Source organism: Klebsiella pneumoniae complex sp. WS1778 (assembly GCF_049472055.1).
GTDB lineage: Bacteria > Pseudomonadota > Gammaproteobacteria > Enterobacterales > Enterobacteriaceae > Klebsiella > Klebsiella quasipneumoniae.
In genome coordinates, this window is sequence record NZ_JBKGTJ010000005.1 from 111,825 (window position 1) to 135,899 (window position 24,075).

The 24,075-nt window shown below is 58.3% G+C and carries 28 protein-coding genes; 12 read left to right on the top strand and 16 right to left on the bottom strand.

Annotated elements, in window-relative coordinates; all coding sequences use genetic code 11:
• Positions 1 to 160 precede the first annotated feature (160 nt).
• Complete coding sequence (gene cpdB, locus ACLEXF_RS20475) at positions 161 to 2,104, top strand: 2',3'-cyclic-nucleotide 2'-phosphodiesterase (RefSeq protein ID WP_343459658.1); 1,944 nt, start codon at positions 161 to 163, stop codon at positions 2,102 to 2,104.
• Between the two features lie 226 nt (positions 2,105 to 2,330).
• Here cpdB and ACLEXF_RS20480 read toward each other — a convergent pair whose 3' ends face one another.
• Complete coding sequence (locus ACLEXF_RS20480) at positions 2,331 to 2,702, bottom strand: winged helix-turn-helix transcriptional regulator (RefSeq protein ID WP_004206475.1); 372 nt, start codon at positions 2,700 to 2,702, stop codon at positions 2,331 to 2,333.
• Positions 2,703 to 2,792: 90 nt separating this feature from the next.
• On the opposite strand from ACLEXF_RS20480, the gene ACLEXF_RS20485 reads away from it, so the two are divergent.
• From ACLEXF_RS20485 to ytfE, 4 genes are all read left to right on the top strand, one after another.
• Complete coding sequence (locus ACLEXF_RS20485; protein WP_048294053.1) at positions 2,793 to 3,641, top strand: SDR family oxidoreductase; 849 nt, start codon at positions 2,793 to 2,795, stop codon at positions 3,639 to 3,641.
• A 78-nt stretch (positions 3,642 to 3,719) separates the two neighbouring features.
• Positions 3,720 to 4,544: an AraC family transcriptional regulator gene (locus ACLEXF_RS20490; RefSeq protein ID WP_048294052.1), complete on the top strand. Its 825-nt coding sequence runs from the start codon at positions 3,720 to 3,722 to the stop codon at positions 4,542 to 4,544.
• Between the two features lie 75 nt (positions 4,545 to 4,619).
• The gene (locus tag ACLEXF_RS20495) at positions 4,620 to 5,591 is read left to right on the top strand and encodes a DMT family transporter (protein WP_004206472.1); all 972 of its coding nucleotides are present in this window, start codon (positions 4,620 to 4,622) and stop codon (positions 5,589 to 5,591) included.
• Positions 5,592 to 5,673: 82 nt separating this feature from the next.
• Entirely contained in the window at positions 5,674 to 6,336 is a 663-nt protein-coding gene (gene ytfE / locus ACLEXF_RS20500; RefSeq protein ID WP_069734326.1) for an iron-sulfur cluster repair protein YtfE, read from the top strand.
• A gap of 104 nt (positions 6,337 to 6,440) precedes the next feature.
• Here ytfE and cycA read toward each other — a convergent pair whose 3' ends face one another.
• Positions 6,441 to 7,844 (bottom strand): D-serine/D-alanine/glycine transporter, encoded by a 1,404-nt coding sequence (gene cycA, locus ACLEXF_RS20505; RefSeq protein WP_004206470.1) that lies wholly within the window; start codon positions 7,842 to 7,844, stop codon positions 6,441 to 6,443.
• Positions 7,845 to 8,149: 305 nt separating this feature from the next.
• Positions 8,150 to 8,770, bottom strand: a complete 621-nt coding sequence (gene fklB / locus ACLEXF_RS20510; RefSeq protein ID WP_002886687.1) for an FKBP-type peptidyl-prolyl cis-trans isomerase — start codon at positions 8,768 to 8,770, stop codon at positions 8,150 to 8,152.
• Between the two features lie 219 nt (positions 8,771 to 8,989).
• Between fklB and ACLEXF_RS20515 the strand changes: the two genes are divergently transcribed.
• Positions 8,990 to 9,664: a LysM-like peptidoglycan-binding domain-containing protein gene (locus ACLEXF_RS20515; RefSeq protein ID WP_023319573.1), complete on the top strand. Its 675-nt coding sequence runs from the start codon at positions 8,990 to 8,992 to the stop codon at positions 9,662 to 9,664.
• A gap of 108 nt (positions 9,665 to 9,772) precedes the next feature.
• Here ACLEXF_RS20515 and rplI read toward each other — a convergent pair whose 3' ends face one another.
• From rplI to rpsF, 4 genes are read right to left on the bottom strand one after another with little or no spacing between them, the layout of a single operon-like run.
• Positions 9,773 to 10,222 carry a 50S ribosomal protein L9 gene (gene rplI / locus ACLEXF_RS20520; protein ID WP_004206464.1) on the bottom strand — a complete coding sequence of 150 codons (450 nt, stop codon included), beginning with the start codon at positions 10,220 to 10,222 and terminating at the stop codon, positions 9,773 to 9,775.
• A gap of 41 nt (positions 10,223 to 10,263) precedes the next feature.
• On the bottom strand, positions 10,264 to 10,491 hold the full coding sequence (rpsR, locus tag ACLEXF_RS20525; RefSeq protein ID WP_000135199.1) for a 30S ribosomal protein S18: 228 nt from the start codon (positions 10,489 to 10,491) through the stop codon (positions 10,264 to 10,266).
• A 4-nt stretch (positions 10,492 to 10,495) separates the two neighbouring features.
• A complete protein-coding gene (gene priB / locus ACLEXF_RS20530) occupies positions 10,496 to 10,810 on the bottom strand; it encodes a primosomal replication protein N (protein WP_002885722.1) in 315 nt (104 codons plus the stop codon).
• A gap of 5 nt (positions 10,811 to 10,815) precedes the next feature.
• Positions 10,816 to 11,211 carry a 30S ribosomal protein S6 gene (gene rpsF, locus ACLEXF_RS20535; protein ID WP_002885691.1) on the bottom strand — a complete coding sequence of 132 codons (396 nt, stop codon included), beginning with the start codon at positions 11,209 to 11,211 and terminating at the stop codon, positions 10,816 to 10,818.
• Positions 11,212 to 11,552: 341 nt separating this feature from the next.
• Here rpsF and ACLEXF_RS20540 point away from each other — a divergent pair, with 341 nt between their 5' ends.
• Together ACLEXF_RS20540 and ACLEXF_RS20545 are read left to right on the top strand one after the other, a co-directional pair.
• Positions 11,553 to 11,828, top strand: a complete 276-nt coding sequence (locus ACLEXF_RS20540) for a DUF1471 domain-containing protein (RefSeq protein WP_004206463.1) — start codon at positions 11,553 to 11,555, stop codon at positions 11,826 to 11,828.
• A 149-nt stretch (positions 11,829 to 11,977) separates the two neighbouring features.
• Complete coding sequence (locus ACLEXF_RS20545) at positions 11,978 to 13,171, top strand: MFS transporter (protein ID WP_004177693.1); 1,194 nt, start codon at positions 11,978 to 11,980, stop codon at positions 13,169 to 13,171.
• Between the two features lie 63 nt (positions 13,172 to 13,234).
• Here ACLEXF_RS20545 and ACLEXF_RS20550 read toward each other — a convergent pair whose 3' ends face one another.
• The 6 genes from ACLEXF_RS20550 to ulaA are packed head-to-tail and all read right to left on the bottom strand — an operon-like array spanning position 13,235 to position 17,644.
• Positions 13,235 to 13,921 (bottom strand): L-ribulose-5-phosphate 4-epimerase, encoded by a 687-nt coding sequence (locus tag ACLEXF_RS20550; RefSeq protein ID WP_004206461.1) that lies wholly within the window; start codon positions 13,919 to 13,921, stop codon positions 13,235 to 13,237.
• Positions 13,921 to 14,775: an L-ribulose-5-phosphate 3-epimerase gene (locus tag ACLEXF_RS20555; RefSeq protein WP_228355951.1), complete on the bottom strand. Its 855-nt coding sequence runs from the start codon at positions 14,773 to 14,775 to the stop codon at positions 13,921 to 13,923. Before ACLEXF_RS20555 ends, ACLEXF_RS20550 begins: the two co-directional genes overlap by 1 nt.
• A gap of 9 nt (positions 14,776 to 14,784) precedes the next feature.
• Positions 14,785 to 15,435 carry a 3-keto-L-gulonate-6-phosphate decarboxylase UlaD gene (ulaD, locus tag ACLEXF_RS20560; protein ID WP_407259956.1) on the bottom strand — a complete coding sequence of 217 codons (651 nt, stop codon included), beginning with the start codon at positions 15,433 to 15,435 and terminating at the stop codon, positions 14,785 to 14,787.
• Positions 15,436 to 15,448: 13 nt separating this feature from the next.
• Entirely contained in the window at positions 15,449 to 15,916 is a 468-nt protein-coding gene (ulaC, locus tag ACLEXF_RS20565) for a PTS ascorbate transporter subunit IIA (protein ID WP_023319570.1), read from the bottom strand.
• A 9-nt stretch (positions 15,917 to 15,925) separates the two neighbouring features.
• On the bottom strand, positions 15,926 to 16,231 hold the full coding sequence (gene ulaB, locus ACLEXF_RS20570) for a PTS ascorbate transporter subunit IIB (RefSeq protein WP_002885682.1): 306 nt from the start codon (positions 16,229 to 16,231) through the stop codon (positions 15,926 to 15,928).
• Between the two features lie 12 nt (positions 16,232 to 16,243).
• Entirely contained in the window at positions 16,244 to 17,644 is a 1,401-nt protein-coding gene (gene ulaA / locus ACLEXF_RS20575; protein WP_023319569.1) for a PTS ascorbate transporter subunit IIC, read from the bottom strand.
• A 363-nt stretch (positions 17,645 to 18,007) separates the two neighbouring features.
• On the opposite strand from ulaA, the gene ulaG reads away from it, so the two are divergent.
• Both ulaG and ulaR read left to right on the top strand, forming a co-directional pair.
• Positions 18,008 to 19,072, top strand: a complete 1,065-nt coding sequence (ulaG, locus tag ACLEXF_RS20580; RefSeq protein ID WP_004206454.1) for an L-ascorbate 6-phosphate lactonase — start codon at positions 18,008 to 18,010, stop codon at positions 19,070 to 19,072.
• Between the two features lie 107 nt (positions 19,073 to 19,179).
• Positions 19,180 to 19,935 (top strand): HTH-type transcriptional regulator UlaR, encoded by a 756-nt coding sequence (ulaR, locus tag ACLEXF_RS20585; protein ID WP_004206453.1) that lies wholly within the window; start codon positions 19,180 to 19,182, stop codon positions 19,933 to 19,935.
• On the opposite strand, the gene yjfP is transcribed toward ulaR, so the two are convergent.
• Entirely contained in the window at positions 19,932 to 20,648 is a 717-nt protein-coding gene (gene yjfP, locus ACLEXF_RS20590; RefSeq protein WP_004206452.1) for an esterase, read from the bottom strand. The two genes, ulaR and yjfP, sit on opposite strands and share 4 nt — an antisense overlap.
• Positions 20,649 to 20,857: 209 nt before the next feature.
• Here yjfP and bsmA point away from each other — a divergent pair, with 209 nt between their 5' ends.
• Together bsmA and yjfN are read left to right on the top strand one after the other, a co-directional pair.
• Complete coding sequence (gene bsmA / locus ACLEXF_RS20595; protein WP_004206451.1) at positions 20,858 to 21,166, top strand: biofilm peroxide resistance protein BsmA; 309 nt, start codon at positions 20,858 to 20,860, stop codon at positions 21,164 to 21,166.
• A 137-nt stretch (positions 21,167 to 21,303) separates the two neighbouring features.
• A complete protein-coding gene (yjfN, locus tag ACLEXF_RS20600) occupies positions 21,304 to 21,579 on the top strand; it encodes a DUF1471 family protease activator YjfN (protein ID WP_004206450.1) in 276 nt (91 codons plus the stop codon).
• Here yjfN and ACLEXF_RS20605 read toward each other — a convergent pair.
• The gene (locus ACLEXF_RS20605; protein WP_049092062.1) at positions 21,570 to 23,207 is read right to left on the bottom strand and encodes an isovaleryl-CoA dehydrogenase; all 1,638 of its coding nucleotides are present in this window, start codon (positions 23,205 to 23,207) and stop codon (positions 21,570 to 21,572) included. The genes yjfN and ACLEXF_RS20605 overlap by 10 nt on opposite strands.
• 124 nt (positions 23,208 to 23,331) lie before the next feature.
• Positions 23,332 to 24,063 carry a 23S rRNA (guanosine(2251)-2'-O)-methyltransferase RlmB gene (gene rlmB / locus ACLEXF_RS20610; protein ID WP_002885669.1) on the bottom strand — a complete coding sequence of 244 codons (732 nt, stop codon included), beginning with the start codon at positions 24,061 to 24,063 and terminating at the stop codon, positions 23,332 to 23,334.
• Positions 24,064 to 24,075 lie beyond the last annotated feature (12 nt).

A 24,075-nucleotide genomic window follows, 5' to 3' on the forward strand; every position in this document is an offset into this window, starting at 1 on the left:
CTTGTTGTTTTATTTATATCGCATCACCGCAAGTTCCGCTATCTGTGATAACGATGGCGGTTTCTCTGCCCGCTTTTCTGGCAAGATTCACATTTCTGTAAGCAACAGAATATAAATACATTTTCTTCTGTGCTATCGCTCATAAAAAAGGACGCCTCTGATGATTAAGTTTAGCGCAACGCTCCTGGCCACGCTGATCGCCGCCAGCGTCAACGCCGCAACGGTCGACCTGCGGATCATGGAAACCACCGATCTGCACAGCAATATGATGGACTTTGACTATTACAAAGATGCCGCCACGGAGAAATTCGGCCTGGTGCGTACCGCCACCCTGATTGAACAGGCGCGGGCAGAAGCGAAAAACAGCGTACTGGTGGATAACGGGGATGTCATCCAGGGGAGCCCGCTGGGCGACTACATGGCCGCCAAGGGACTGAAAGAGGGCGATGTTCATCCGGTGTATAAGGCGATGAATACCCTGAATTATGCCGTCGGCAACCTGGGCAACCATGAATTCAACTACGGCCTCGACTTCCTGCACAAGGCGCTAGCCGGGGCGAAATTCCCCTACGTGAACGCCAATATCATCGATGCCAAAACCGGCAAACCGCTGTTCACCCCGTACCTGATCAAGGATACCCCGGTTCAGGACAGCGCAGGTCAATCCCACACCCTGCGCATCGGCTATATCGGCTTTGTGCCGCCGCAGATCATGACCTGGGATAAAGCCAATCTTAGCGGCAAAGTGACGGTCAACGACATTACCGAAACCGCGCGCAAATATATCCCGGAGATGCGGGCGAAAGGGGCTGATGTGGTGGTAGTGGTCGCTCACTCCGGCCTCTCCGCCGACCCGTATCAGGCGATGGCCGAGAACTCAGTCTACTACTTAAGCCAGGTGCCCGGCGTTGACGCCATCATGTTCGGCCACGCCCACGCGGTATTCCCAGGCAAAGACTTCGCCAACATTAAAGGCGCGGATATCGCCAGAGGGACGCTGAACGGCGTACCGGCGGTGATGCCGGGAATGTGGGGCGATCATCTCGGGGTGGTCGATCTGGTGCTGAACAACGACAGCGGCAAATGGCAGGTGACTCAGAGTAAAGCGGAAGCACGGCCAATCTACGACGCGGTGGCGAAGAAATCGCTGGCGGACGAAGACGGTAAGCTGGTGGCGGTGCTGAAAGCCGATCACGACGCTACTCGCGAGTTCGTCAGTAAGCCGATCGGCAAGTCCGCCGACAACATGTACAGCTATCTGGCGCTGGTGCAGGACGACCCGACGGTGCAGGTAGTCAACATGGCGCAGAAAGCCTACGTTGAACACTACATTCAGGGCGACCCGGATCTGGCGAAACTACCGGTACTCTCCGCTGCCGCGCCGTTTAAAGTCGGCGGGCGTAAAAACGATCCGGCGAGCTTCGTGGAAGTGGAAAAAGGCCAGCTTACCTTCCGCAACGCCGCCGACCTCTATCTCTACCCGAACACCCTGGTGGTGATGAAGGTCAGCGGGAAGGAGGTCAAGGAGTGGCTGGAGTGCTCCGCCGGGCAGTTTAACCAGATTGACCCGACCAGCAGCAAGCCGCAGTCGCTGATCAACTGGGACGGCTTCCGCACCTATAATTTCGACGTGATTGACGGGGTGAACTACCAGATCGACGTCACTCAGCCGGCCCGCTACGACGGCGAATGTCAGATGATCCATCCGCAGGCAGAGCGTATTAAGCACCTGACCTTCAACGGCAAACCGGTCGATCCGCAGGCCACTTTCCTGGTCGCCACCAATAACTATCGCGCGTACGGCGGTAAATTCGCTGGCACCGGCGAAAGCCATATCGCCTTCGCCTCACCGGATGAAAACCGTTCAGTGCTGGCGGCGTGGATTGGCGCGCAATCGAAGAAGGATGGCGCGATCCATCCGGCGGCGGATAACAACTGGCGTCTGGCGCCGATCCACAGTAAGACGCCGCTGGATATTCGTTTTGAGACCTCGCCTGGCGACAAAGCCGCGGCGTTTATCAAAGAGAAAGCCCAATATCCGATGCGCCAGGTGACCACCGATGATATCGGCTTCGCCATTTATCAGCTGGATTTGAGTCAGTAATCCCTGTTCCCCGGTGGCGCTGCGCTTACCGGGGCTACAAACCGGAGCTGACGGGTAGCCCGGATAAGGCGCCAGCCGCTATCCGGGAATATCTCCCCGGTGGCGCTGCGCTTACCGGGGCTACAAACCGGAGCTGACGGGTAGCCCGGATAAGGCGCCAGCCGCTATCCGGGAACATCTCCCCGGTGGCGCTGCGCTTACCGGGGCTACAGGGAGTGATACATTTTCACTCCTCGTGGCTAGCCAGCACCGCCGGCAGATTAACCTCGATCCAGTCCGCCAGGGCCGCCACCTTCTCGCTCACCTGCAGGCCGAGCGGCGTCAGGCTATATTCAACGTGCGGCGGCACCACCGGATAAGAGACGCGGTCGATAAAACCATCCTGCTCCAGGGCCTGCAGCGACTGCGCCAGCATCTTTTCGCTGACCCCGCCCATTTTGCGCCGCAGATCGCTGAAGCGATGGGTTCCTTCGCGCAGCGCCACCAGAATCAACACGCCCCAGCGGCTGGTGACATGTTTAAGCACATCGCGCGACGGGCACTGTTCCGCAAACAAATTGCCATTGCGCAGTTTCTCGCTCAGCGTCGGTTCGGCCATTTTCACACTTACCTTTTTGTACGTACTTACTAAAAGTTAGTTAAGGTGTTAGCTTACCACAACTGCCACTAAACACGAAGGAGAAGACTAATGATCGCTCTTACCGGTGCCACCGGCCAGCTTGGCCACTACGTTCTGCAAGACCTGCTTAAAACCGTCCCTGCCGGCCAGATTGTGGCGATTGTCCGCAACCCGGCCAAAGCCCAGACTCTCAGCCAGCAGGGCGTTGTCGTCCGCCAGGCCGACTATAGCGACGAAGCGGCGCTGACCGCCGCGCTGCAGGGCGTGGATAAACTGCTGTTAATCTCCTCCAGCGAAGTCGGCCAGCGCGCCGTACAGCACCGCAACGTCATCAACGCCGCCAAAGCCGCTGGGGTGAAGTTCATCGCCTACACCAGCCTGCTGCACGCCGACACTTCGCCGCTGGGCCTGGCCGCAGAGCATATTGCAACTGAGCAGATGCTGGCCGACTCGGGTATCGCTTACGCCCTGCTGCGTAACGGCTGGTATACTGAAAACTATCTGGCCAGCGCGCCGCCGGCGCTGGAGCACGGCGTGTTTATCGGCGCCGCCGGCGAAGGTAAAATTGCCTCCGCTACCCGCGCAGATTATGCCGCCGCGGCCGCCCGCGTTATCGCCGGTGAAGGCCATGCAGGGAAAGTTTATGAACTGGCGGGTGATAACGCCTGGACGCTGAGCGACCTGGCTGCTGAGCTGAGCAAGCAAAGCGGTAAAAACGTGGTCTACCAAAATCTCAGCGAAGCCGACTTCGCCGCCGCGCTGAAAAGCGTCGGCCTGCCGGCGGGTCTGGCCGATATGCTGGCAGACTCCGACGTCGGCGCCTCGAAAGGCGGGCTGTTTGACGACAGCCGCACCCTGAGTACGTTGATCGGCCGTCCGACCACCTCCCTTGCCGAAAGCGTGAAAGGCATTCTGTAACCGCCCCTCTCAGCTTTTGCGGTTGCGTCCCGGCGGTTCCTCTCTCATATTGAAGAGATTAATCGTCGGGAGGCAGGCATGCAGGGCGTACCACCCCAATTTAGTGATGAAAAAGATCGCGCGCGCTTTCGCCATCTCGAACAGCTGCCCGGGGTAGAGCTTTACCACGCCCATATCTCCCGATACGCCTTTGAACCCCATACCCACGAAGCTTTCGGCATTGGCGTGATTGAGCAGGGCGCCGAGCGCTTTCGCTACCGCGGCAGTCAGCACATCGCCGCCGCCAATGCCATTGTCACCATGAATCCCGACGAGCTGCACACCGGCGAAGCGGAAACCGCCGACGGCTGGCGCTACCGGATGATTTATCTGGAGCCCGACCGTCTGGAAGCCATCACCGGGGTGCGCGACTGGTGGTTCAGCGAGGTGGTCCGCGAGGATCCCCTGCGGTCCCGGCGGATTGGCCAGCTGATTTACGGTCTGTGGCACAGCGAAGATGCGCTGGCCCAGCAGGGAATGCTGCTCGACCTCATCGACGCCTTTCGCCCTCTGGCCCACCATGCCTCGGCGCAGGGTGAGGCCGGGCATCGCTTCGACCGCGTGCGCGACTACCTGCATGATAACTATATGCGCCCCATCACCCTCGACGAGCTGGCGCAGGTGGCGGCGCTGAGCCCGTACCACTTTCAGCGCCAGTTTAAAGCCCACTATCACGTAACGCCCCATCAGATGCTGATGGCCATCCGCCTGTGGCGCGCCAAAGCGTTTCTCACCCACGGCATGCCCGCCGCCGAAGTGGCGATAGCCGTCGGCCTCACCGACCAGTCTCACCTGACCCGCACCTTCACCCAGCGTTACGGCATTACGCCGGTACGCTATCAGAAGCAGGTCGCCAGGCGCTGATGCGCAATCTCATACAATATTCCCGCCCGGCCTCCTTCTACACTGCAGACAACAGTGATGACAATGGATGCAATGATGATTAGTGGTGTGTTGTACGCCCTGCTGGCGGGGCTGATGTGGGGTTTAATTTTCGTCGGGCCTTTGCTGGTGCCAGAGTATCCGGCGATGCTGCAGTCGATGGGACGCTATCTGGCGCTGGGTCTGATCGCCCTGCCGCTGGCATGGCTCGGGCGCGCGCGTTTGCGCCAGCTGAGCCGGAACGACTGGTGGACCGCGCTGGGTCTGACGATGATGGGAAATCTTATCTATTACGTCTGCCTGGCCAGCGCCATTCAGCGTACCGGGGCGCCGGTCTCCACCATGATTATCGGCACGCTGCCGGTGGTATTGCCGGTCTTCGCCAATCTGCTTTACAGCCAGCGCGACGGAAAGCTGCCATGGCGGCGCTTGTTTCCGGCGCTGGTCTGCATCGCCGTCGGCCTGATCTGCGTTAACGTCGCGGAACTGCGCCAGGGGCTGCCTGATTTTAGCCCGTGGCGCTACGGCTCCGGCATTGCGCTGGCGCTGGGGTCGGTGGTCTGCTGGGCCTGGTATGCCCTGCGCAACGCCCGCTGGCTTCGGGAGAACCCGCATCAACCGCCGATGATGTGGGCTACCGCTCAGGCGCTGGTGACGCTTCCGGTTTCGCTGGCCGGCTATCTCGCCGCCTGCGCCTGGCTGCACGGTCAGCAGGCCGGGTTCCCCCTGCCCTTCGGCCCGCGCCCGGCGGTGTTTATTACGCTGATGCTGGCCATCGCGGTGCTCTGCTCATGGGTCGGCGCGCTGTGCTGGAATATTGCCAGTCAACGATTACCGACGGTGATCCTCGGGCCGCTTATCGTTTTCGAAACCCTGGCCGGGCTTCTGTATACCTTTCTGTTGCGGCAAAGTTTACCGCCGCTGCTGACCCTGAGCGGTATCCTGCTGCTGGTGCTCGGCGTGGTCTCCGCCGTCCGCGCCAGGCCGGAAAAACCAACGTTGCAACCGCTGACGAACGAAAAAAAGTAGCCGGGCCCTATTAAGGGGTATTCCCTCGCCAAAAAGATGCATTTAAAATACATCTTATATTCCTGATGACGAGGTAACTGCTATGGCTTTCCGTGACCAACCTTTAGGCGAGCTGGCGCTGACCATCCCGCGCGCCTCCGCCCTGTTCCGTCAATACGATATGGATTACTGCTGCGGCGGCAAACAGACGCTGGCGCGCGCCGCATCGCGCAAAGCGCTGGATGTCGCGGTGATTGAGGCCGAGCTGGAGAAACTGGCCGGGGAGCCTATCACCCGCGACTGGCGCGCGGCGCCTCTGGCGGAGATCATCGACCGTATCATCGTTCGCTATCATGACCGGCACCGCGAACAGCTGCCGGAGCTGATCCTGCAAGCCACCAAGGTTGAACGGGTCCACGCCGATAAACCGAATGTGCCGAAAGGGCTGACGAAGTACCTGACCATGCTGCAGCAGGAGCTCTCCAGCCACATGATGAAAGAGGAGCAGATCCTGTTTCCGATGATCAAACAGGGGATGGGCGCCCAGGCCGGGGGCCCGATCGGCGTAATGGAAAGCGAGCATGATGAAGCGGGCGAACTGCTCGAGGTAATCAAACATATCACCCATAACGTGACGCCGCCGCCGGAAGCCTGCACCACCTGGAAGGCAATGTATAACGGTATCAACGAGATGATCGACGATCTGATGGAGCACATCAGTCTGGAAAATAACGTGCTGTTCCCGCGTGCGCTCGCCGGTAAGTAAAGAAAAAGGCGCCCGCAGGCGCCCTCGACATTGTCCGTCTTATTTGGCCACTTTGAGTGGCCTTTTTTATGACGATCCGTTGCAAGCAACGTTAAAATTTTCGTTTATTTCGCCAGACGTTTTTTGCCGGCAAACAGCCAGCCCGCACCCAGCAGAACAAACCACAGCGGGGTGACCATCAGCGCTTCACGGGTATCATCTTCGAGGGTCAACAGCACCAGTACGAAGACGAAGAAGGCCATGCACACCCAGCACATTAATTTGCCCAGCGGCATCTTATACTTGGACTTCTCGTGCAGCTGCGGACGCTTTTTACGATAGACCAGGTAAGAGCAAAGGATAATCGTCCAGACGAACATGAACAGGATCGCCGACACCGTGGTGATCATGGTGAACGCGGCGATCACGCTCGGGTTGACCATCAGCATCACCACACCGCCCAGCAGGCACATGCAGGAGAAGGTTAAGCCCTTCGCCGGCACCGCACGCTTCGACAGCTTGGCGAACATCTTCGGCGCCTGACCATCCTGCGCCAGACCGAACAACATACGGCTGGTGGAGAAGACGCCGCTGTTGGCTGAGGAGGCTGCGGAAGTCAGCACCACGAAGTTAATCAGGCTCGCCGCCGCCGGCAGACCGACCAGCACGAACAGCTCAACGAACGGGCTCTTGCTCGGCACCACGGAGCTCCACGGCGTCACCGACATAATCACAATCAATGCGAAGACGTAGAACATAATGATACGCAGCGGGATGGAGTTAATCGCCCGCGGCAGGGATTTTTCCGGGTCTTTGGTCTCAGCCGCAGTGGTACCGACCAGCTCAATCCCCACGAAGGCGAATACCGCAATCTGGAAGCCGGCGAAGAAGCCGCTCAGCCCTTTAGGGAACCAGCCGCCGTCATTCCACAGATGCGCGAAAGAGGCTTCGACGCCGGTCGGCGATTTAAAATGCATCATGACCATCACCAGGCCGACCACGATCAGCGCCACGATGGCGACGATTTTGATCATCGCGAACCAGAACTCCATTTCGCCAAACATTTTGACGGTGGCAAGGTTCAGGCCCAGCAGCAGCAGGATCACCGCCAGCGACGCGACCCAGTCGGAGAGTCCGGGAAACCAGAACTGCGCGTAGGCGGTGATCGCCACCACGTCCGCCATCCCCGTCACCACCCAGCAGAACCAATAGGTCCAGCCGGTAAAGTAGCCCGCCCAGGGGCCCAGCAGATCGGCCGCGAAGTCGCTGAAGGATTTATATTCGAGGTTCGACAGCAGTAATTCGCCCATGGCTCGCATAACGAAAAACAGCATAAAACCGATAATCATATAAACAAAAATAATGGATGGCCCGGCAAGGCTGATGGTTTTGCCAGAACCCATAAATAATCCAGTGCCGATCGCCCCGCCAATTGCAATCAGCTGAATATGTCGGTTTGTGAGATTTCGCCGTAGCGATTGTTCAGTCGGCTCCTGCTCGATAGCAGCGACTTTAACCTGATCTACCATGTGATTTCTTCCTGTTGTACCTGTCTGTGTTGTTCAGGCTCTGATGGCCTGTCGTCTGTCATTAACCCCAGCAAGGGCTAGTCGATATTAGGTAAGAATCGGAGGGATGAATACTATGATTTAGATATAATGTTAATTTTATGTTTAAAGTGAGTGTTATATCACTCATCTAACGCGAAATAGCTCACAAAAATACACCCATATGCGATGAATGCAAAACATAATTCCAATTAATTTTTAACTTAAGGATTTTACGCTATTTTTGTGGCTTCCCCCGCCGCTGGGGAAGAGGAAGCCTCTGCTGTTTAGATAATATCCAGCAGTTCAACTTCGAAGATCAGGGTGCTGAACGGAGGGATCGACGCGCCAGCGCCGCGCTCGCCGTAGGCCAGGTTGTGCGGGATGGTCAGTTCCCATTTGGAACCTACCGGCATCAGGGTCAGCGCTTCAATCCAGCCGCCGATTACGCCGGTCACCGGGAACTCTGCCGGTTCGCCGCGGGCGACGGAGCTGTCGAAGACGGTGCCGTCGATCAGTTTGCCGGTGTAGTGCACGCGTACGCGGTCGGTACGGGCCGGGATCGGGCCTTCGCCCTGGGTCAGCACGCGGAACTGCAGGCCGGACTCGGTGCTGTTCACACCCTCTTTCTCGCGGTTTTCATCAAGGTACTTCTGGCCGTCAGCGGCCATCGCCTGGAAACGCTCGCGACGCACGGCGTCGGCGCGCTCGTGGATTTCACGCAGCGCACGGTGGACGGCTTCTACCGGCACCTGCGGCTGGTTACCTTCCAGCGCATCGGCGATACCCGCCACCAACGCTTCCGGCAGCAGCCCCTGCAGGCCGGATTCGCTCAGCTGTTGTCCAACCTGCAAGCCGATACCGTAACTTGCCTGCGCTTCGATAGTGTCAAAAGTTGGGGTTGCCATCTTTGTTCCTTTTTTGGGTGATAAACATCAAGAGAAAAGCGTCCGGAAGCATAACAGCCATAGCGAAATGGGTAAAACTTTGTCGGCGGATGATGACAAATCTCAGCGAAAAAGAAACAATAGGCGGCATCAGGTTAACTTCACTTTGTTCCGGTCATCAGGACGTTAGCCATCTATACTCATATGCAGGATAAAAATATGCGGAGCAGGAGGAAAGCCATGCCCGGGCGCTTTGAACTGACATCTACCCTGGCGAAAATCTGGCACGCCCCGGATCATTTTCGCCTCCTGGACCCACTGCCCCCGATGCACCGCCGGGGAATTATCGCTGGCTTCCTGTTGGTTATCATCGGCATTCTGCTTCCCTCTGACGATAGCCAAAACCCGGCGACCACCAGCCGTGAAGCAAATCTGAATCTGCAGTCGCAGTCCCAGCCGCAAGCTGGCGGCAATCAGGCCGTTCCCCTGCCGCCGATCACCAATACGCCTACCGTGAGCGATGCCGACCAGATGGCACCGGTCGCCCCGGAGCCGATTCAGGATGAGCAACCGGACCAGGCGCAAACGCAACAGCCCGCTGCCTCCCAGCCCTATCAATCCTCATCGCAGCAGTCCGCGCCGGGCATTGAGCAACAGTGGCGAACCTATCGCATCGAGTCGGGCAAAACCCTGGCCCAGCTGTTCCGCGATCATGGGCTGCCGGCCACCGACGTCTACGCCATGGCGCAGGTTGAAGGCGCTGGTAAACCATTAAGCACGTTGCAGAGCGGACAGACGGTGCAGATTCGGCAGAACGCCAACGGCGTGGTCACCGGGCTCACTATTGATACCGGCAATGGTCAGCAGGTGCTGTTTACCCGCCAGTCGAATGGCAGTTTTGTGCGTGCGCGCTAGCAGAGAAGACGACAGCGAGCGTTACGCCGCCGCAAAATGAAGGGCTCTGGAAAGCAAAACGCCGGCACAAGGCCGGCGGTTTGTTGTTACCAGAACGTCAGATGCCGATTACTCAGCAACCACGTTGATGATAACTTTAGCGAATACTTCGCTGTGAACCTGGAAGTCCACTTCGTGCTCGCCAACGTTACGCAGAACGCCGTTCGGCAGGCGAACTTCGCTCTTAGCAACTTTAACGCCTGCTGCAGTGACAGCGTCAGCGATGTCGCGAGTACCGATGGAACCGAACAGTTTACCTTCGTCGCCAGCTTTAGACGCGATGGTTACGGATTCCAGGGCGTTGATCTGCGCAGCACGAGCTTCAGCAGCTGCCAGAACGTCAGCCAGTTTGGCTTCCAGTTCAGCGCGACGCGCTTCGAAGAATTCAACGTTTTTCTTGGTAGCAGGAACAGCTTTACCCTGCGGGACCAGGAAGTTACGAGCATAGCCCGCTTTAACGTTAACCTGATCACCCAGGCTACCCAGGTTTGCTACTTTATCAAGCAGAATAACTTGCATTACCTTATCCTCTCAAAGTCGTATTAATGGACCGTGACCGATTACTGATGACGATCAGTGTACGGCAGCAGGGACAGGTAGCGAGCGCGTTTGATAGCGCGTGCCAGCTGACGCTGATATTTTGCACGGGTACCGGTGATACGGCTCGGGACAATCTTACCGCTTTCGGTGATGTAGTTTTTCAGCGTAGCGATATCTTTATAGTCGATCTCTTGAACGCCTTCCGCGGTGAAACGGCAGAACTTGCGACGACGGAAATAACGTGCCATATGGCTAGTCTCCAGAATCTATCAATTCAATCTGCTCGGCATGCAGAACCATTTTGCTCAAGCCGTTCTTTGCCTTATGGCAAGAGATGAACCCTCGAACGGTTACTGCGCTACCGACCGTTATACTGTGAGTAATGGCCTGGTTCTCGTGACCGCTAATAATAACGGGCATCTGACACCATGCCTGCCGGTGAAAACCGGCTTCCTCCTGCACTGAACGATGCTCAAGCACGAACTGGCAGTGAGGAATTCCTGACGGGCTGACCTTACGAAGTGGAGTCCTGCAAATAATGCCGGACAGCTCCAGACGGTTGGTCATCAGGATTACTCTTCAGAATCCCCAGCTTCAGAATCATCTGCGGTTTCGTTGGCGAAATCTTCGCGACGCTCACGGCGCTCGTCTTTCGCTTTAACCATCGGAGATGCTTCGGTAACAGCGTGCTTAGTACGCATTACCATGCTGCGGATAACGGCGTCGTTGAAGCGGAAGTTAGTTTCCAGCTCATCGATCGCTTCCTGCGGCGCTTCAACGTTCATCAGAACGTAGTGAGCTTTGTGCAGTTTGTTGATCGGATAAGCCAGCTGACGGCGGCCCCAGTCTTCCAGACGGTGGATCGTACCTGCTGCTGCAGTGATTGCACCAGTGTAACGTTCGATCATGCCCGGAACCTGTTCGCTCTGGTCAGGATGGACCATAAAAACGATTTCGTAATGACGCATCGAATTGCTCCTTACGGATTATTCAGCCTCCTGTCTGGGTCAGCCGCGGCCCATGGAGGCAAGGAACGTGTTAAAGGGCGGCTGAAAAATTGACGCGTCATTCTAATGGCGGCCCCCCAGGAACACAAGCGCATTTGCACAAATAATTCGCACTATGCGTCAAGTTGCGCTAAGTGGGTGATTTAAAATTAACCAGCAAAGGAAGCGGCATTTTTTTGAACAACTGCATCAGAAAAGGTCGCCATGCGACGAACGCGCAGCGATTACACTTATATCAAAGCCCAACGACCACAGGAGAGCCCCCGAGTCAGCGTCAGGACTGTCAGTCAGGAGCGTAGTATATGAAACTGAAAATCATCGCCATGATGGCTGCGCTTTTCTTCAGCGCCAACGCGCTGGCAGCTATCCAAATCACCGAACGACAGGCCCGCAACATGGACGACGTGCAGAGCCTCGGCGTTATCTATATCAATCATAATATGGCCACTGAGCACGAGGCTGAACAGGCCCTTAGCCAGCTGAGCGATGCGCAGGGGGCGAAATACTTCCAGCCCATCCTGATGCATGAACCAGAAACCAACGGCCCGCTTCGCGCCAGCGCGGTGATATACCGCTAACGCCGGGCCCATTCTTCGCCTCTCCTCGCGAGGGGCGAAGCGAAACCCTCACCTAAACGCAATTGAGAATTATTTTACAAACCGACTTACCAGCGTCATCGCAACCTGATTTAATCAGCCACTCGCCATTTGATAATCAGGAGTGATTGATGGTTCCGCGTTTCGCCACCTTAGGCCGTATCCCCAAAGGCGTTTGGGTACTCGGCGGCGTCAGCCTGCTGATGGATGTCTCCTCCGAGATGATCCACAGCCTCTTACCGCTGTTTATGGCCACTACCCTCGGCGCCAGCGTGATAATTATCGGTCTTATCGAGGGACTGGCGGAAGCCACCGCCCTGATCCTGAAGGTCTTCTCCGGCGCGATCAGCGACTATGTCGGCAAGCGTAAAGGACTGGCGCTGCTGGGCTACGGCCTGGGCGCGCTCAGCAAGCCGCTGTTTGCCATCGCCCCTACCGCCGGGGTGGTGTTTAGCGCCCGCATGATTGACCGCGTAGGCAAAGGTATTCGCGGCGCGCCGCGCGATGCGCTGGTCGCCGACGTCACCCCGCCGGAGATCCGCGGCGCCGCCTACGGACTACGCCAGGCGCTGGATACCGTCGGCGCCTTTCTCGGCCCGCTGCTGGCGGTGCTGCTGATGTTTATCTGGGCCAACGATTTTCACGCTATTTTCTGGGTGGCGGTCATTCCCGCCGTGCTCTCCATTCTCCTGCTCGGATTCGGCCTACAGGAGCCAAAATCCGCCATCGCGCACAAACGCAGCAATCCGCTGAAGCGCGAAAACCTGAAAAAGCTCTCCGCCGCCTACTGGTGGGTGGTCGCGATCGGCAGCATTTTCACCCTCGCCCGCTTCAGCGAAGCCTTTCTGGTGCTGCGCGCCCAGCAGATGGAGATCCCGCTCTATACCATCCCGCTGGTGATGGTGGCGATGAACCTGGTCTACAGCCTCACGGCTTACCCGTTCGGTAAACTCTCAGACAGCATGAGCCACAGCAAACTGCTGCAGTGGGGGCTGCTGGTGCTGATCCTCGCCGATATCGTGCTGGCGCTCAGCGGCCACTGGAGCACGCTGCTGATCGGCGTCGCGCTGTGGGGGATTCATATGGGAATGACCCAGGGCCTGCTGGCGGCGATGGTCGCCCATACGGCGCCACCGGAGCTACGCGGCACGGCGTTCGGTATGTTTAATCTGATGAGTGGCCTGGCTCTGCTGCTGGCCAGCACCGGCGCGGGGGTACTGTGGGAAACCTTCGGCGCCGCCTCGACGTTTTACGCCGGGGCGATAATTTGCGTGGTCACGCTCATCGGCATGCGCGTGATGCCGTCGGCCTATCGTCAGGATTAAAAACGGCCCCGGGGCCAGACCAGTTGCTTCACCGTGAGGGGTGAAAGCCCCGGAGCGCGTCGTTTACTTCTGCCCGTAGTAGGCGTTCGGCCCGTGCTTACGCAGAAAATGTTTTTCCATCAGCCAGCTGTCAATCGGCTGCAGCTGCGGATTAATGCCGCGGGCAATCCACGCCATGCGCGCCACCTCTTCCATCACTACCGCGTTGTGCACCGCCTCGTGGGCGTCTTTCCCCCAGGAGAATGGCCCGTGCTGATAGACGACGATCCCCGGCGTATGCAACGGGTTTGCCTCACCCAGCGTTTCGATAATCACCTTTCCGGTGTTCAGCTCGTAGGCCTCATCCACCTCCTGCGCGCTAAGCGCCCGGGTGCAAGGGATATCGCCGAAGAAGTAGTCCGCATGAGTGGTGCCGAGCGCCGGGATCGCCAGCCCCGCCTGCGCCCAGGCGGTAGCGTGCGTCGAGTGGGTATGCACCACTCCGCCAAGGCCGGGATAACGGCGATAGAGTGCCAGATGGGTAGCGGTATCAGAGGAGGGACGCCAGCGTCCTTCCACCACGTTGCCCTGTAGATCGACCACCGTCATGTCATCGACGGTCATGGCGTCGTAGGCCACGCCGCTGGGTTTGATCGCCACCAGCCCGCGCTGCCGGTCAATCGCGCTGACATTGCCCCAGGTGAAGGTCACCAGGCCGTAGCGCGGCAGATCCATATTGGCCTCGAACACCTGCTGTTTCAGTTGTTGCATTACGCCGCCTCCATCAGCCCGGCGCGGGCCATCCGCGCTTTCACCCAGTCGCGCGCCTTCGCCACCTCCGCCAGCGGGTCAGCGCTGGTTTCGCTCCACATCTCAATCAGGTACGGGCCGCAGTAGCCGGTCTGCTTGAGGGTTGCGAAGCAGCGTTCAAAATCGACCACCCCTTCGCCGAACGGCACGTTTTTAAAGACGCCGGGCTTCGTGTCTTTGACGTGTACCGCCACGATATGCCCGCTCCCCGCCTTCAGCTCCATCTGGACGTCGTTATCCCACGCCGACAGATTGCCGATATCCGGGTAAAGCTGGAACCACGGATTATTCAGGTAATGGGCATAGCCCAGCGCTTTACTGATCGAGTTCATCAGCGGGTAGTCCATGATCTCCATCGCCAGGGTTACCTGGGCTCGGCTGGCCATCTCGACGCTCTGTTTCAGGCCGTCGCGAAAGCGGCGGCGCGTCTCATCGTTCGCCTGCTGGTAATAGACGTCGTAGCCTGCCAGCTGGATCACCCGAATCCCCACATCCTGCGCCAGGCGGATGGCTTTACGCATGATCTCCAGCCCCTGATGCCGCACCGCGTCGTCTTCACTACCCAGCGGAAAACGGCGATGGGCGCTAAGGCACATCGACGGCACCCGGACGCCGGTTTCAGCCACCGCCTTGACCAGCGCCAGACGCTGCTCCGGGCTCCAGTCCAGCCGCGCAAGGCGGGCGTCCGTTTCATCGAGAGACATCTCAACGAAATCAAAGCCCAGCGCTTTCGCCAGCTTTAGCCGCTCCAGCCAGCACTCCCCGGCGGGGAGCGCTTTTTCATAGATGCCGAGCGGAATTTGTTTCGCCAACATAGCCGCTCCTTAACCCCACAGCTGGGCGATAGAGCGTTTAAACTGGCGCGCCGCTTCCACCGGCGAAGCGGCATCGCGGATGCTGCGCCCGGCAATAAAGACGTGGATGGGGATGCCAGCGAACAGCGGCAGGTCCTCCAGCGCCAGGCCGCCGGTGACGGTCACTTTGAAGCCCATATCGGACAGACGCTTAATTGCGCTGATATCCGCCTCGCTCCACGCCACGCCCGCCGCCTGCGCGTCGCGGCTGCGGTGATAGACCACCTGCTGGATGCCCGCCTCGCGCCATGCCTGCGTCTGCTCCCAGGTCCAGAAGCCGGTTAGCTCGATCTGAACGTCGCCGTTGAACTCTTTGGCGACATCCAGCGCCCCTTTGGCGGTATTGATATCGGCGCAGCAGATCACCGTGACCCAGTCGGCGTTGGCTTCAAAGCACATCCGCGACAGAATCTTGCCGGCGTCGGCGATTTTGGCGTCCGCCAGCACAATTTTATGCGGGTACAGCGCTTTCAGATCGCGCACCGCACGCACCCCTTCCCCGACGCAAAGGATGGTGCCGACTTCAATGATATCCACCTCTTCGGCGATCAGGCGGGTGGTCTCGTAGGCGCTGGCCAGCGTTTGGTTGTCCAGTGCGACCTGTAACATAGGTAATGACATGATAGTGTTCCTTTTAAACAGCCGCCGCGGTGGCGTTTTTAATTAAATCCAGCACTTCCTGCTCGCTGCGGCAGGCGCGTAAACGGTCGAAATTGGCTTCATCATCAAACAGATTAACGATCTGCATAATCCCCACCTCCTGGTGAGTGGTGGCGTCAACCGCCGCCATGGTGATCAGAATGTCGACCGGGTCATTATCTTCGTGGTTGAAAATCAGCGGTTTTTTCAGGGTCACCAGCGCAAACCCGGTTTTCCTGACGCCCTCTTCCGGCCGCCCGTGCGGCATCGCCAGCCCGGGGGCAATCACAAAATAGGGGCCGTGCTCGGCCACGCCGTCGAGAATGGCCTGGTAATAGCGCGGTTCCACGACGTCGGCGGCCACCAGCAGATCGACGCCGATTTTTACCGCCTCCTGCCAGGTTTCCGCTTCCGCCTGCAGGCGGATGGAGTGGTTCTGCGCCAGCGATTCATGAAGTTTCATGGCCGCTCCTTATTTCACGTCCTGCGGGAAGTGAGCTTTAATCACCTCCAGCAGCTTGGGACCGAAATCCGCTGGCGAAAGCATGTTACGCACGCCCACCACATGTTTATTACCGGAGACGGTAATCTCCCCCGCGATATGGGTTGAAGCGATGATGATATCCGCGCCGTTCAGCTCGCTTTTGTATTCACCTACCGCGCAGCTGTTTACCGTGTGGTCGATGTTGGATTGCGTCAGAAACTGGTCCACCTTCATTTTCATGATCATGGAACTGCCTTGCCCGTTACCACACACAGCCAGAATACGTACGGTCATAATCAGAACTCCTTATTGGGCAGAGGCCTCTGCCAGTTGTTTTTCCGCGTCCTCCTCGGCGCGCAGCGCGCGGCCGGCGAAGAACATATAAGCCAGTGCAATCAGGATGATGACGGCCATAAACGCCAGCCCGACGGAGGCGAAGCCCTGCATCATCGGCGGCGCCAGAATCGACCAGTCCGCCATCCCCATCCAGGCGCTCATGCCGGTGAGTTTCACCGCCCATACGCAACCGAATATTTCAATCATGCCCATCACCAGGCAGATTTTGAGCGCCGCGCGCCAGCCGCCAAAGTGGTTGGCAAAAACGCCAATCGTCGCGTTGGAGAAGAACATCGGGATAAAACCTGGAATAATCAGAATCGGGGAGCCGACGCCGACCAGAATGCCGACGGCAATCAGCTGACCGATGGTGCCCCACATAAAGCCCCAGACCACCGCATTCGGCGCGAAGCTATAGATGGCGGCGCAGTCGATCGCCAGCACCGCCCCGGGGATCAGACGCTGCGAGATACCGTTGAAGGCTTCGGACAGCTCGGCGACGAACATCCGCACGCCCTGAGTGATGATGAAAATCGCCACCGCGAAGGAGAAACCGGTCTGCAGGATATAGACCGTCCAGTGGGTTTTACCCGCCATCGCCTGCACCACGTCAATGCCGAAAGAGAGCAGGATCGCACCGAAGAAGATAGTCATCACAATCGCGGTGGAAACGATGTTGTCGTGGAAGATGTTCAGCCAGCCGGGCAGCTTGAGGTCTTCGACGCTCTCCTCTTTTTTCCCCAGCCAGGGCGCCACTTTGTAGGCAATCCACGAGGCGAACTGCTGCTGGTGCCCGATAGAAAAACCGCAGCCGTCGGTGACCAGCTGAGTAGGCTTGTACATCATATTGGAGGTAATGCCCCAGTAGAGTGACACCAACACCGCGGTGCAGATGATGGTGGTCCACATGGAGTAGCCGAAAATAAAGAACGAGACCGCAATCAGCCCCGCCTGCTGAAACATGATATGGCCCGTCAGCATGATGGTGCGGATGCCGGTAATCCGGCGCAGCAGGACGTAACAGATATTCAGCGCCAGCGCCAGCAGCACCGCGTAGCCCACCCAGCTATAGGCCTCGCCCATCCGGTCGATGGTCGCCATCATCGAGGCATAGGTGTCAGAGATGGCGCCGTTAATGCCGTACACCTCTGACATTTTCGCCACCACCGGTTTAAAGGTGCTGGTGAGGATGCCGGAGCCGGCTTGTAACAGCATGAAACCGATAATGGTTTTGATGGTGCCTTTGATAATCACGCTGACGCTTTTACGCAGCAGGATATAGCCCAGGCAGGTCACGATACCCAGCAGCAGCGGGGCATTAGTCATCACCTGATTAAAGAAAACGGTAAAGATGTTGTAGAGGATTGCCATAACACACTCCCGATGGTGAAGGCGCTGAACGCGCCTTACGCTCAGCATTTCTCGCTGCTCACTCTAATAATCAAAAGTAATCACAACAAGATTAAATTTGATTAAATGTGACGCACACCGCAATAATCCTTTTCTTCACTCAGGTTATTTCCATTCATTTATAATGAAACATAAATAAACATTTTAAATCATATAGATAAAACAAAAACCAAGGCACGTAAGCTGTGAAAAAGACGGGAGATCATGCGTATCAGATCGCAAAAGGGGTGGAAAACATGATTGCAATCCTGGAAGCACAGTGACAACATAAATCAAAACCAATCAAATAATGATTACTTTTGAAAATGCACGAGGAAGACCGCGATGAGTAAAGTACAGACCATCACCCGTGAATCATGGATCCTGAACACCTTTCCGGAATGGGGTAGCTGGCTGAATGAAGAGATTGAGCAGGAGCAGGTTGCGCCCGGCACCTTCGCCATGTGGTGGCTGGGCTGTACCGGCATCTGGTTGAAATCCGAAGGCGGCGCCAACGTCTGCGTCGATTTCTGGTGCGGCACCGGCAAGCAGAGCCACGGCAATCCACTGATGAAAACCGGCCATCAGATGCAGCGGATGGCAGGGGTGAAGAAGCTCCAGCCCAATCTGCGCACCACCCCGTTCGTGCTCGATCCATTCGCCATTCGCCAGATTGACGCCGTACTGGCGACCCATGATCATAACGATCATATTGACGTCAACGTCGCCGCCGCCGTCATGCAGAACTGCCCGGCCGATGTGCCGTTTATCGGCCCGAAAACCTGCGTCGATATGTGGATCGGCTGGGGCGTGCCGAAAGCGCGCTGTATCGTCATGAAGCCCGGCGATGTCGTGAAGATTAAGGACATTGAGATCCACGCGCTCGACGCGTTCGACCGTACCGCGCTGATCACCCTCCCGGCGGATCAAAAAGCCGCCGGCGTGCTGCCGGACGGGATGGACCAGCGCGCGGTCAACTATCTGTTTAAAACACCGGGCGGCAACCTGTACCACAGCGGCGATTCCCACTACTCCAACTATTACGCGAAGCATGGCAACGAGCATCAGATTGACGTCGCCCTCGGCTCGTATGGCGAGAACCCGCGGGGGATCACCGACAAAATGACCAGCGCCGATATCCTGCGCATGGCAGAGTCGCTCAACGCGAAGGTGGTGATCCCGTTCCACCATGATATCTGGTCGAACTTTCAGGCCGATCCGCAGGAGATCCGCATCCTGTGGGAGATGAAAAAAGATCGTCTGAAGTACGGCTTCAAGCCGTTTATCTGGCAGGTCGGCGGCAAATTTACCTGGCCGCTGGATAAAGACAATTTCGAATATCACTACCCGCGCGGCTTCGACGACTGCTTCACCATCGAGCCGGATCTGCCGTTCAAATCCTTCCTGTAAACCGCCTCCGGCAGGCCCTGCCTGCCGGAAATACCCCGCCTGAGGGTTAGTATTTTCACATGATTTCAAATATCATCTTTGCCGTTCACTTTTAATCGGATTCGCTCATGACGGAAGCGCAAAGGCACCAAATTCTGCTGGATCTGCTCGCCCAAACGGGGTTTGTTACCGTAGAGCAGGTGATGTCGCGGCTCGGGATCTCACCCGCAACGGCCCGACGTGATATCAACAAGCTGGATGAAAGCGGCAAACTGAAAAAGGTACGCAATGGCGCGGAAGCCATTAGCGAGCAGCGCCCCCGCTGGACGCCGATGAATATCCACCAGGCGCAGAATCTGGATGAAAAAGTGCGTATTGCGCGCGCCGCTTCGCAACTGATCGCGCCGGGTGAGAGCATCGTCATCAACTGCGGCTCCACCGCCTTTCTGCTGGGGCGTGAACTGTGCGGCAAACCGGTGCAGATCATCACTAACTATCTGCCGCTGGCCAACTACCTGATCGACCAGGAACACGACAGCGTGATTATCATGGGCGGGCAGTACAACCGCAGCCACGCCATCACCCTCAGCCCCCACGGCAGTGAAAACAGCCTCTATGCCGGGCACTGGATGTTCACCAGCGGCAAAGGGTTAACCGCCGAGGGGTTATACAAAACAGATATGTTGACCGCCATGGCCGAGCAGAAAATGCTCAGCGTGGTCGGCAAGCTGGCGGTGCTGGTCGACAGCAGCAAGATCGGCGAGCGCGCCGGAATGCTATTCAGCCAGGCCGGGCAAATTGACGTGGTGATCACCGGCAAACAGGCCGATGCCGCGATCCTCAAGCAGCTTGAGGACCAGGGCGTCAGCGTGATCCGCGTTTAAAGATGCTGCTGAAAAAAGGCGACCGTCGTGGCCAGCGCCTCCGGGGTGATGCGATGGCGGACGCCTTTCTGCCAGACGCAGGTCAGCCTGGCTGCAAGGTCGCTCTGCCTGAGCGCTTGCTCAAGACGGAAGGTCTCTTCCGGCGGCACCACGTCGTCGGCATCGCCATGCCAGAGCAACAGCGGCCGCCGGGCGAGCGACGCCAGCTGATGGCTGACATCCCATTCGCTGAGGCTGTCGCCATCAAAGCCAGGCGAGGGAAACAGGGTTTGCGACAGCGAACGAAAATAGCCTGATCCCATCAGGCAGGCGACGCTGTTCAGCTCGGGATGGTGCGTCATGATACCCAGGGCCGTCATTCCCCCCATCGACGCCCCCGCCACCGCCAGTCGCTCTCCTTCCAGCCAGCCTTCGGCGATAATCGCCTCGCGCAGCGCGGGAAACTCGCTGAAATTCTGCTGCAGGATCGGCCAGAAGCGCTGCATCCGCCCGGTCTCATCACCGTGATAGCGCGCGCCATGCTCCGGCGCGTCCGGCATAATCACCCGGAAACCCGCCTGGGCCAGCGCCACCGCAAAGTAGCTGTAAACCAGTTTCGACGAGGTAAAGCCATGATAAAAGACGATACAGGGCAGTGGTTTGTCCAGACTCTCCTGCGGGCAGGCATGCAAAATTTCGCCACCGCCGAGGTTGCGCATTTCTAGTGCAATCATTTATCGTCTCCCTTCTCTATTGTGGTTAGGCGGCATGGGAAAATGCATTCACCAGGCAACCCAGTTTGCTACGATTCATAATGTTGAGAACCCGGTTACGCTTTCACAACATTTTCATTCGAAAATCGCGTCAGAGATAACAGTTCGGGAACATTCCCCGGAAATCCTGTTAAGGCTACCACTACACTATCACTATCAGGAAACGAGATATGGTTATGCGCAGGTTGTCTCCGTGGTTACTGGCTATCGTCCTCAGCGGGTGTAGTGCTCTGCAGGGAACGCCGGAAGCCCCGCCGCCCGCCACCGACCATCCGCAGGAGATCCAGCGCAACCAGACGGCTGGCCTGCAGAAAATGGCCACGGTGAGCGTACTGATGTACGGTTCGCCGATGGATGTCGAAGCGGCGCTGAAGGCCAAAGCAGAAGCGGCCAAAGCCGATTACTACGTCATCATCATGATCGATGACACCATGGTACCCGGCCAGTGGTATTCGCAGGCGATCCTCTATCGTCGATGACGAGGCGGCGTCTTTAAATCTGCTTTACACAGCTTTGCGTCCATTCACGTTCTCCTGTGCATAATAACGTTCGGCCAGCCACCTGGCAGGACGTTAGCAACGGACTGCCCTTGGGACTACGTGAAATGGAGCTGACGATGAAACGATCTTTTACCCTATCCAGCCTGCTGTTAACCACTGCGACGGCCAACACGTCCGCGCAGTCAGCCGAATTCGCCAGCGCGGATTGCGTTACCGGCCTGAATGAAATCGGTCTGATCTCCGTCGCTAATCTTTCCGGCAGCCAACAGGATGTGGAGCACGCCATTGCCCGCAAAGCGGACGAGCAAGGCGCCTCCTGGTATCGCATTATTCAGATGTACGAGGAACAACAGCCGGACAGCTGGCGCGTGCAGGCCATTCTCTACGCCTGAGGTGCCTGGCGCCCCCGCCCCATGGCCCGCAGCAGCAGGTCGTCGAGGGTCGGCGCGTCAAGACGTATGCCGCCGCGCGTGTCGAGCATCATCCGGCACCAGGCTTCGGCCAGCGGCGGCGAAGCGAAACGCAGCATCTGCGCCCCCGCCCCCAGACGATAGACCAGCCGGGCAATCTCTCTGCCCTGCTCTTCGGCGGGTCGTTTCAGCAATTGCTGCAGCTGACGCCATGCGCGGTCGAGATGGCGGTTTTGTCCTTTCACCTCCGCACACTCCGCGGCCAGCAGCTCCATCGCCGCCGGCTGCTTGCTCAGTACCCGCATCACATCGAGGCACATAATATTGCCGGAGCCTTCCCAGATGCTATTGACCGGCATCTCGCGATACAACCGCGGCAACTCACTCTCCTCGCAATAGCCGATCCCTCCCAGGACTTCCATCGCCTCAGCGACAAACGGGATACCGGCCTTGCAGATGGCAAACTTGGCCGCAGGCGTAAACAGACGCGCCCAGGCGCTTTCCCGGGCATTATCCCGACGGTCCCAGGCTCGCGCCAGACGAAACAGAAACGCGGTCTGTCCTTCAAGACGGAGCGCCATTTGCCCCAGCAGCTGGCGCATCATCGGCTGATCGACCAGATTTTTACCGAACGCCTGACGCTGTAGCGCATGATACAGCGCTACGGAGAAGGCCCGGCGCATCAGGGCATGGCTGCCCAGCGCGCAGTCAAAGCGGGTAAGACCGCCCATCCTGAGGATCTGCCGCACGCCGTCGCCCTCGTCGCCCACCAGCCAGCCGCAGGCGTCATAAAACTCCACTTCGCTACTGGCGTTGGAGCGGTTGCCGAGCTTCTCTTTTAAGCGCTCCAGACGCACCCCGTTGCGCTGCCCGTCGGGCAGCAGGCGCGGCACAAAGAAGCACGACAGACCCGCAGGCGCCTGGGCCAGCACCAGGTGCGCATCGCTCTGCGGCACCGAGAAGAACCATTTGTGTCCCACCAGCCGGTAAAACCCTTCCGCTGTTTTCTCCGCGCGGGTGGTATTGCTCAGCACATCGGAGCCCCCTTGCTTCTCGGTCATCCCCATGCCAATCAGCAGACCGCGCTTCTGGTCGCCCGGCGCGAGGTGGGGATCGTAACGGTCGCTCAGCAGCGGCGACAGCCAGTCGCCAAAAGGCGCGGGCAGGGCGCGCTGCAGCAGGGGCGTCGCGGCGAAGGTCATGGTTATCGGGCACAGCGTTCCGGCCTCTACCTGGGCGTGAAGCAGAAAGCGAGCGGCGCGCGCGACAAACGCGCCTTCACGGGCATCCTCCTGCCAGGCGAGATTATGCACCCGGTTCGCGCACAGCCCCTGCATCAGCAGGTGCCAGGCGGGGTGGAAGCGAACGTCGTCCAGTCGGGCGCCGGTGGCGTCATAGCGCAGCAGCTCCGGCGGGTTGCTGTTGGCCAGGCGTCCCAGCTCCAGCGATTCTGCGGTCCCCAGCTGCTGGCCAATGCTGGCGAGCAGATCGCCATCCCAGCCGGCGCCTTCACGGACCACCGCTTCACGTAGGGCGGTATCGGACAGGAACAGATTGCTGTTATTCAGCGGGGTCGGTTGATTAAAAACGGTATGGGTTTGCCAGTGCATCGTGTCTCCCTCCATCAATGGCGATAAGCCTAAGTATGGTTATCCGGGGGGATACTCGCCCGCGAGAGCGGTCACAAAAAAGCCATCCCGAAGGATGGCTTTTCAGTTTCGTCAGCGGGTCAGCTTAGCTGCGCTGGCGTACCGCCTCAAACAGGCAGATGCCGGTGGCCACCGAGACGTTCAGCGAGGAGACGCTGCCCGCCATCGGAATGCTGATCAGCTCATCGCAGTGCTCGCGGGTCAGGCGGCGCATGCCTTCGCCTTCCGCGCCCATCACCAGCGCCATCGGCCCGGTCATTTTGCTCTGGAACAGCGTATGGTCGGCTTCACCTGCGGTTCCAACGATCCAGACGTTCTCCTCCTGCAACAGACGCATGGTGCGCGCCAGGTTGGTGACACGGATCAGCGGGACGTTCTCCGCCGCGCCGCAGGCCACTTTCTTCGCCGTCGCATTCAGCTGCGCGGAACGATCTTTTGGCACAATCACCGCGTGCACGCCGGCAGCATCGGCGCTGCGCAGGCAGGCGCCGAGGTTATGCGGATCGGTCACACCGTCAAGGATCAACAGGAACGGCTGATCGAGCTGCGCCAGCAGATCCGGCAGATCATTCTCTTGATACTGACGCCCCGGCTTCACGCGGGCAATGATCCCCTGGTGTACCGCGCCTTCGCTCTTCTCATCGAGAAACTGGCGGTTGGCCAGCTGAATCACCACGCCCTGCGCTTCCAGAGCGTGGATCAGCGGCAGCAGGCGCTTATCCTCACGGCCTTTCAGAATATAAACTTCCTGAAAACGCTCAGGTGCGCGCTCCAGCAGTGCCTGCACCGCATGGATGCCGTAAATCATTTCACTCATTGATGTACTCGT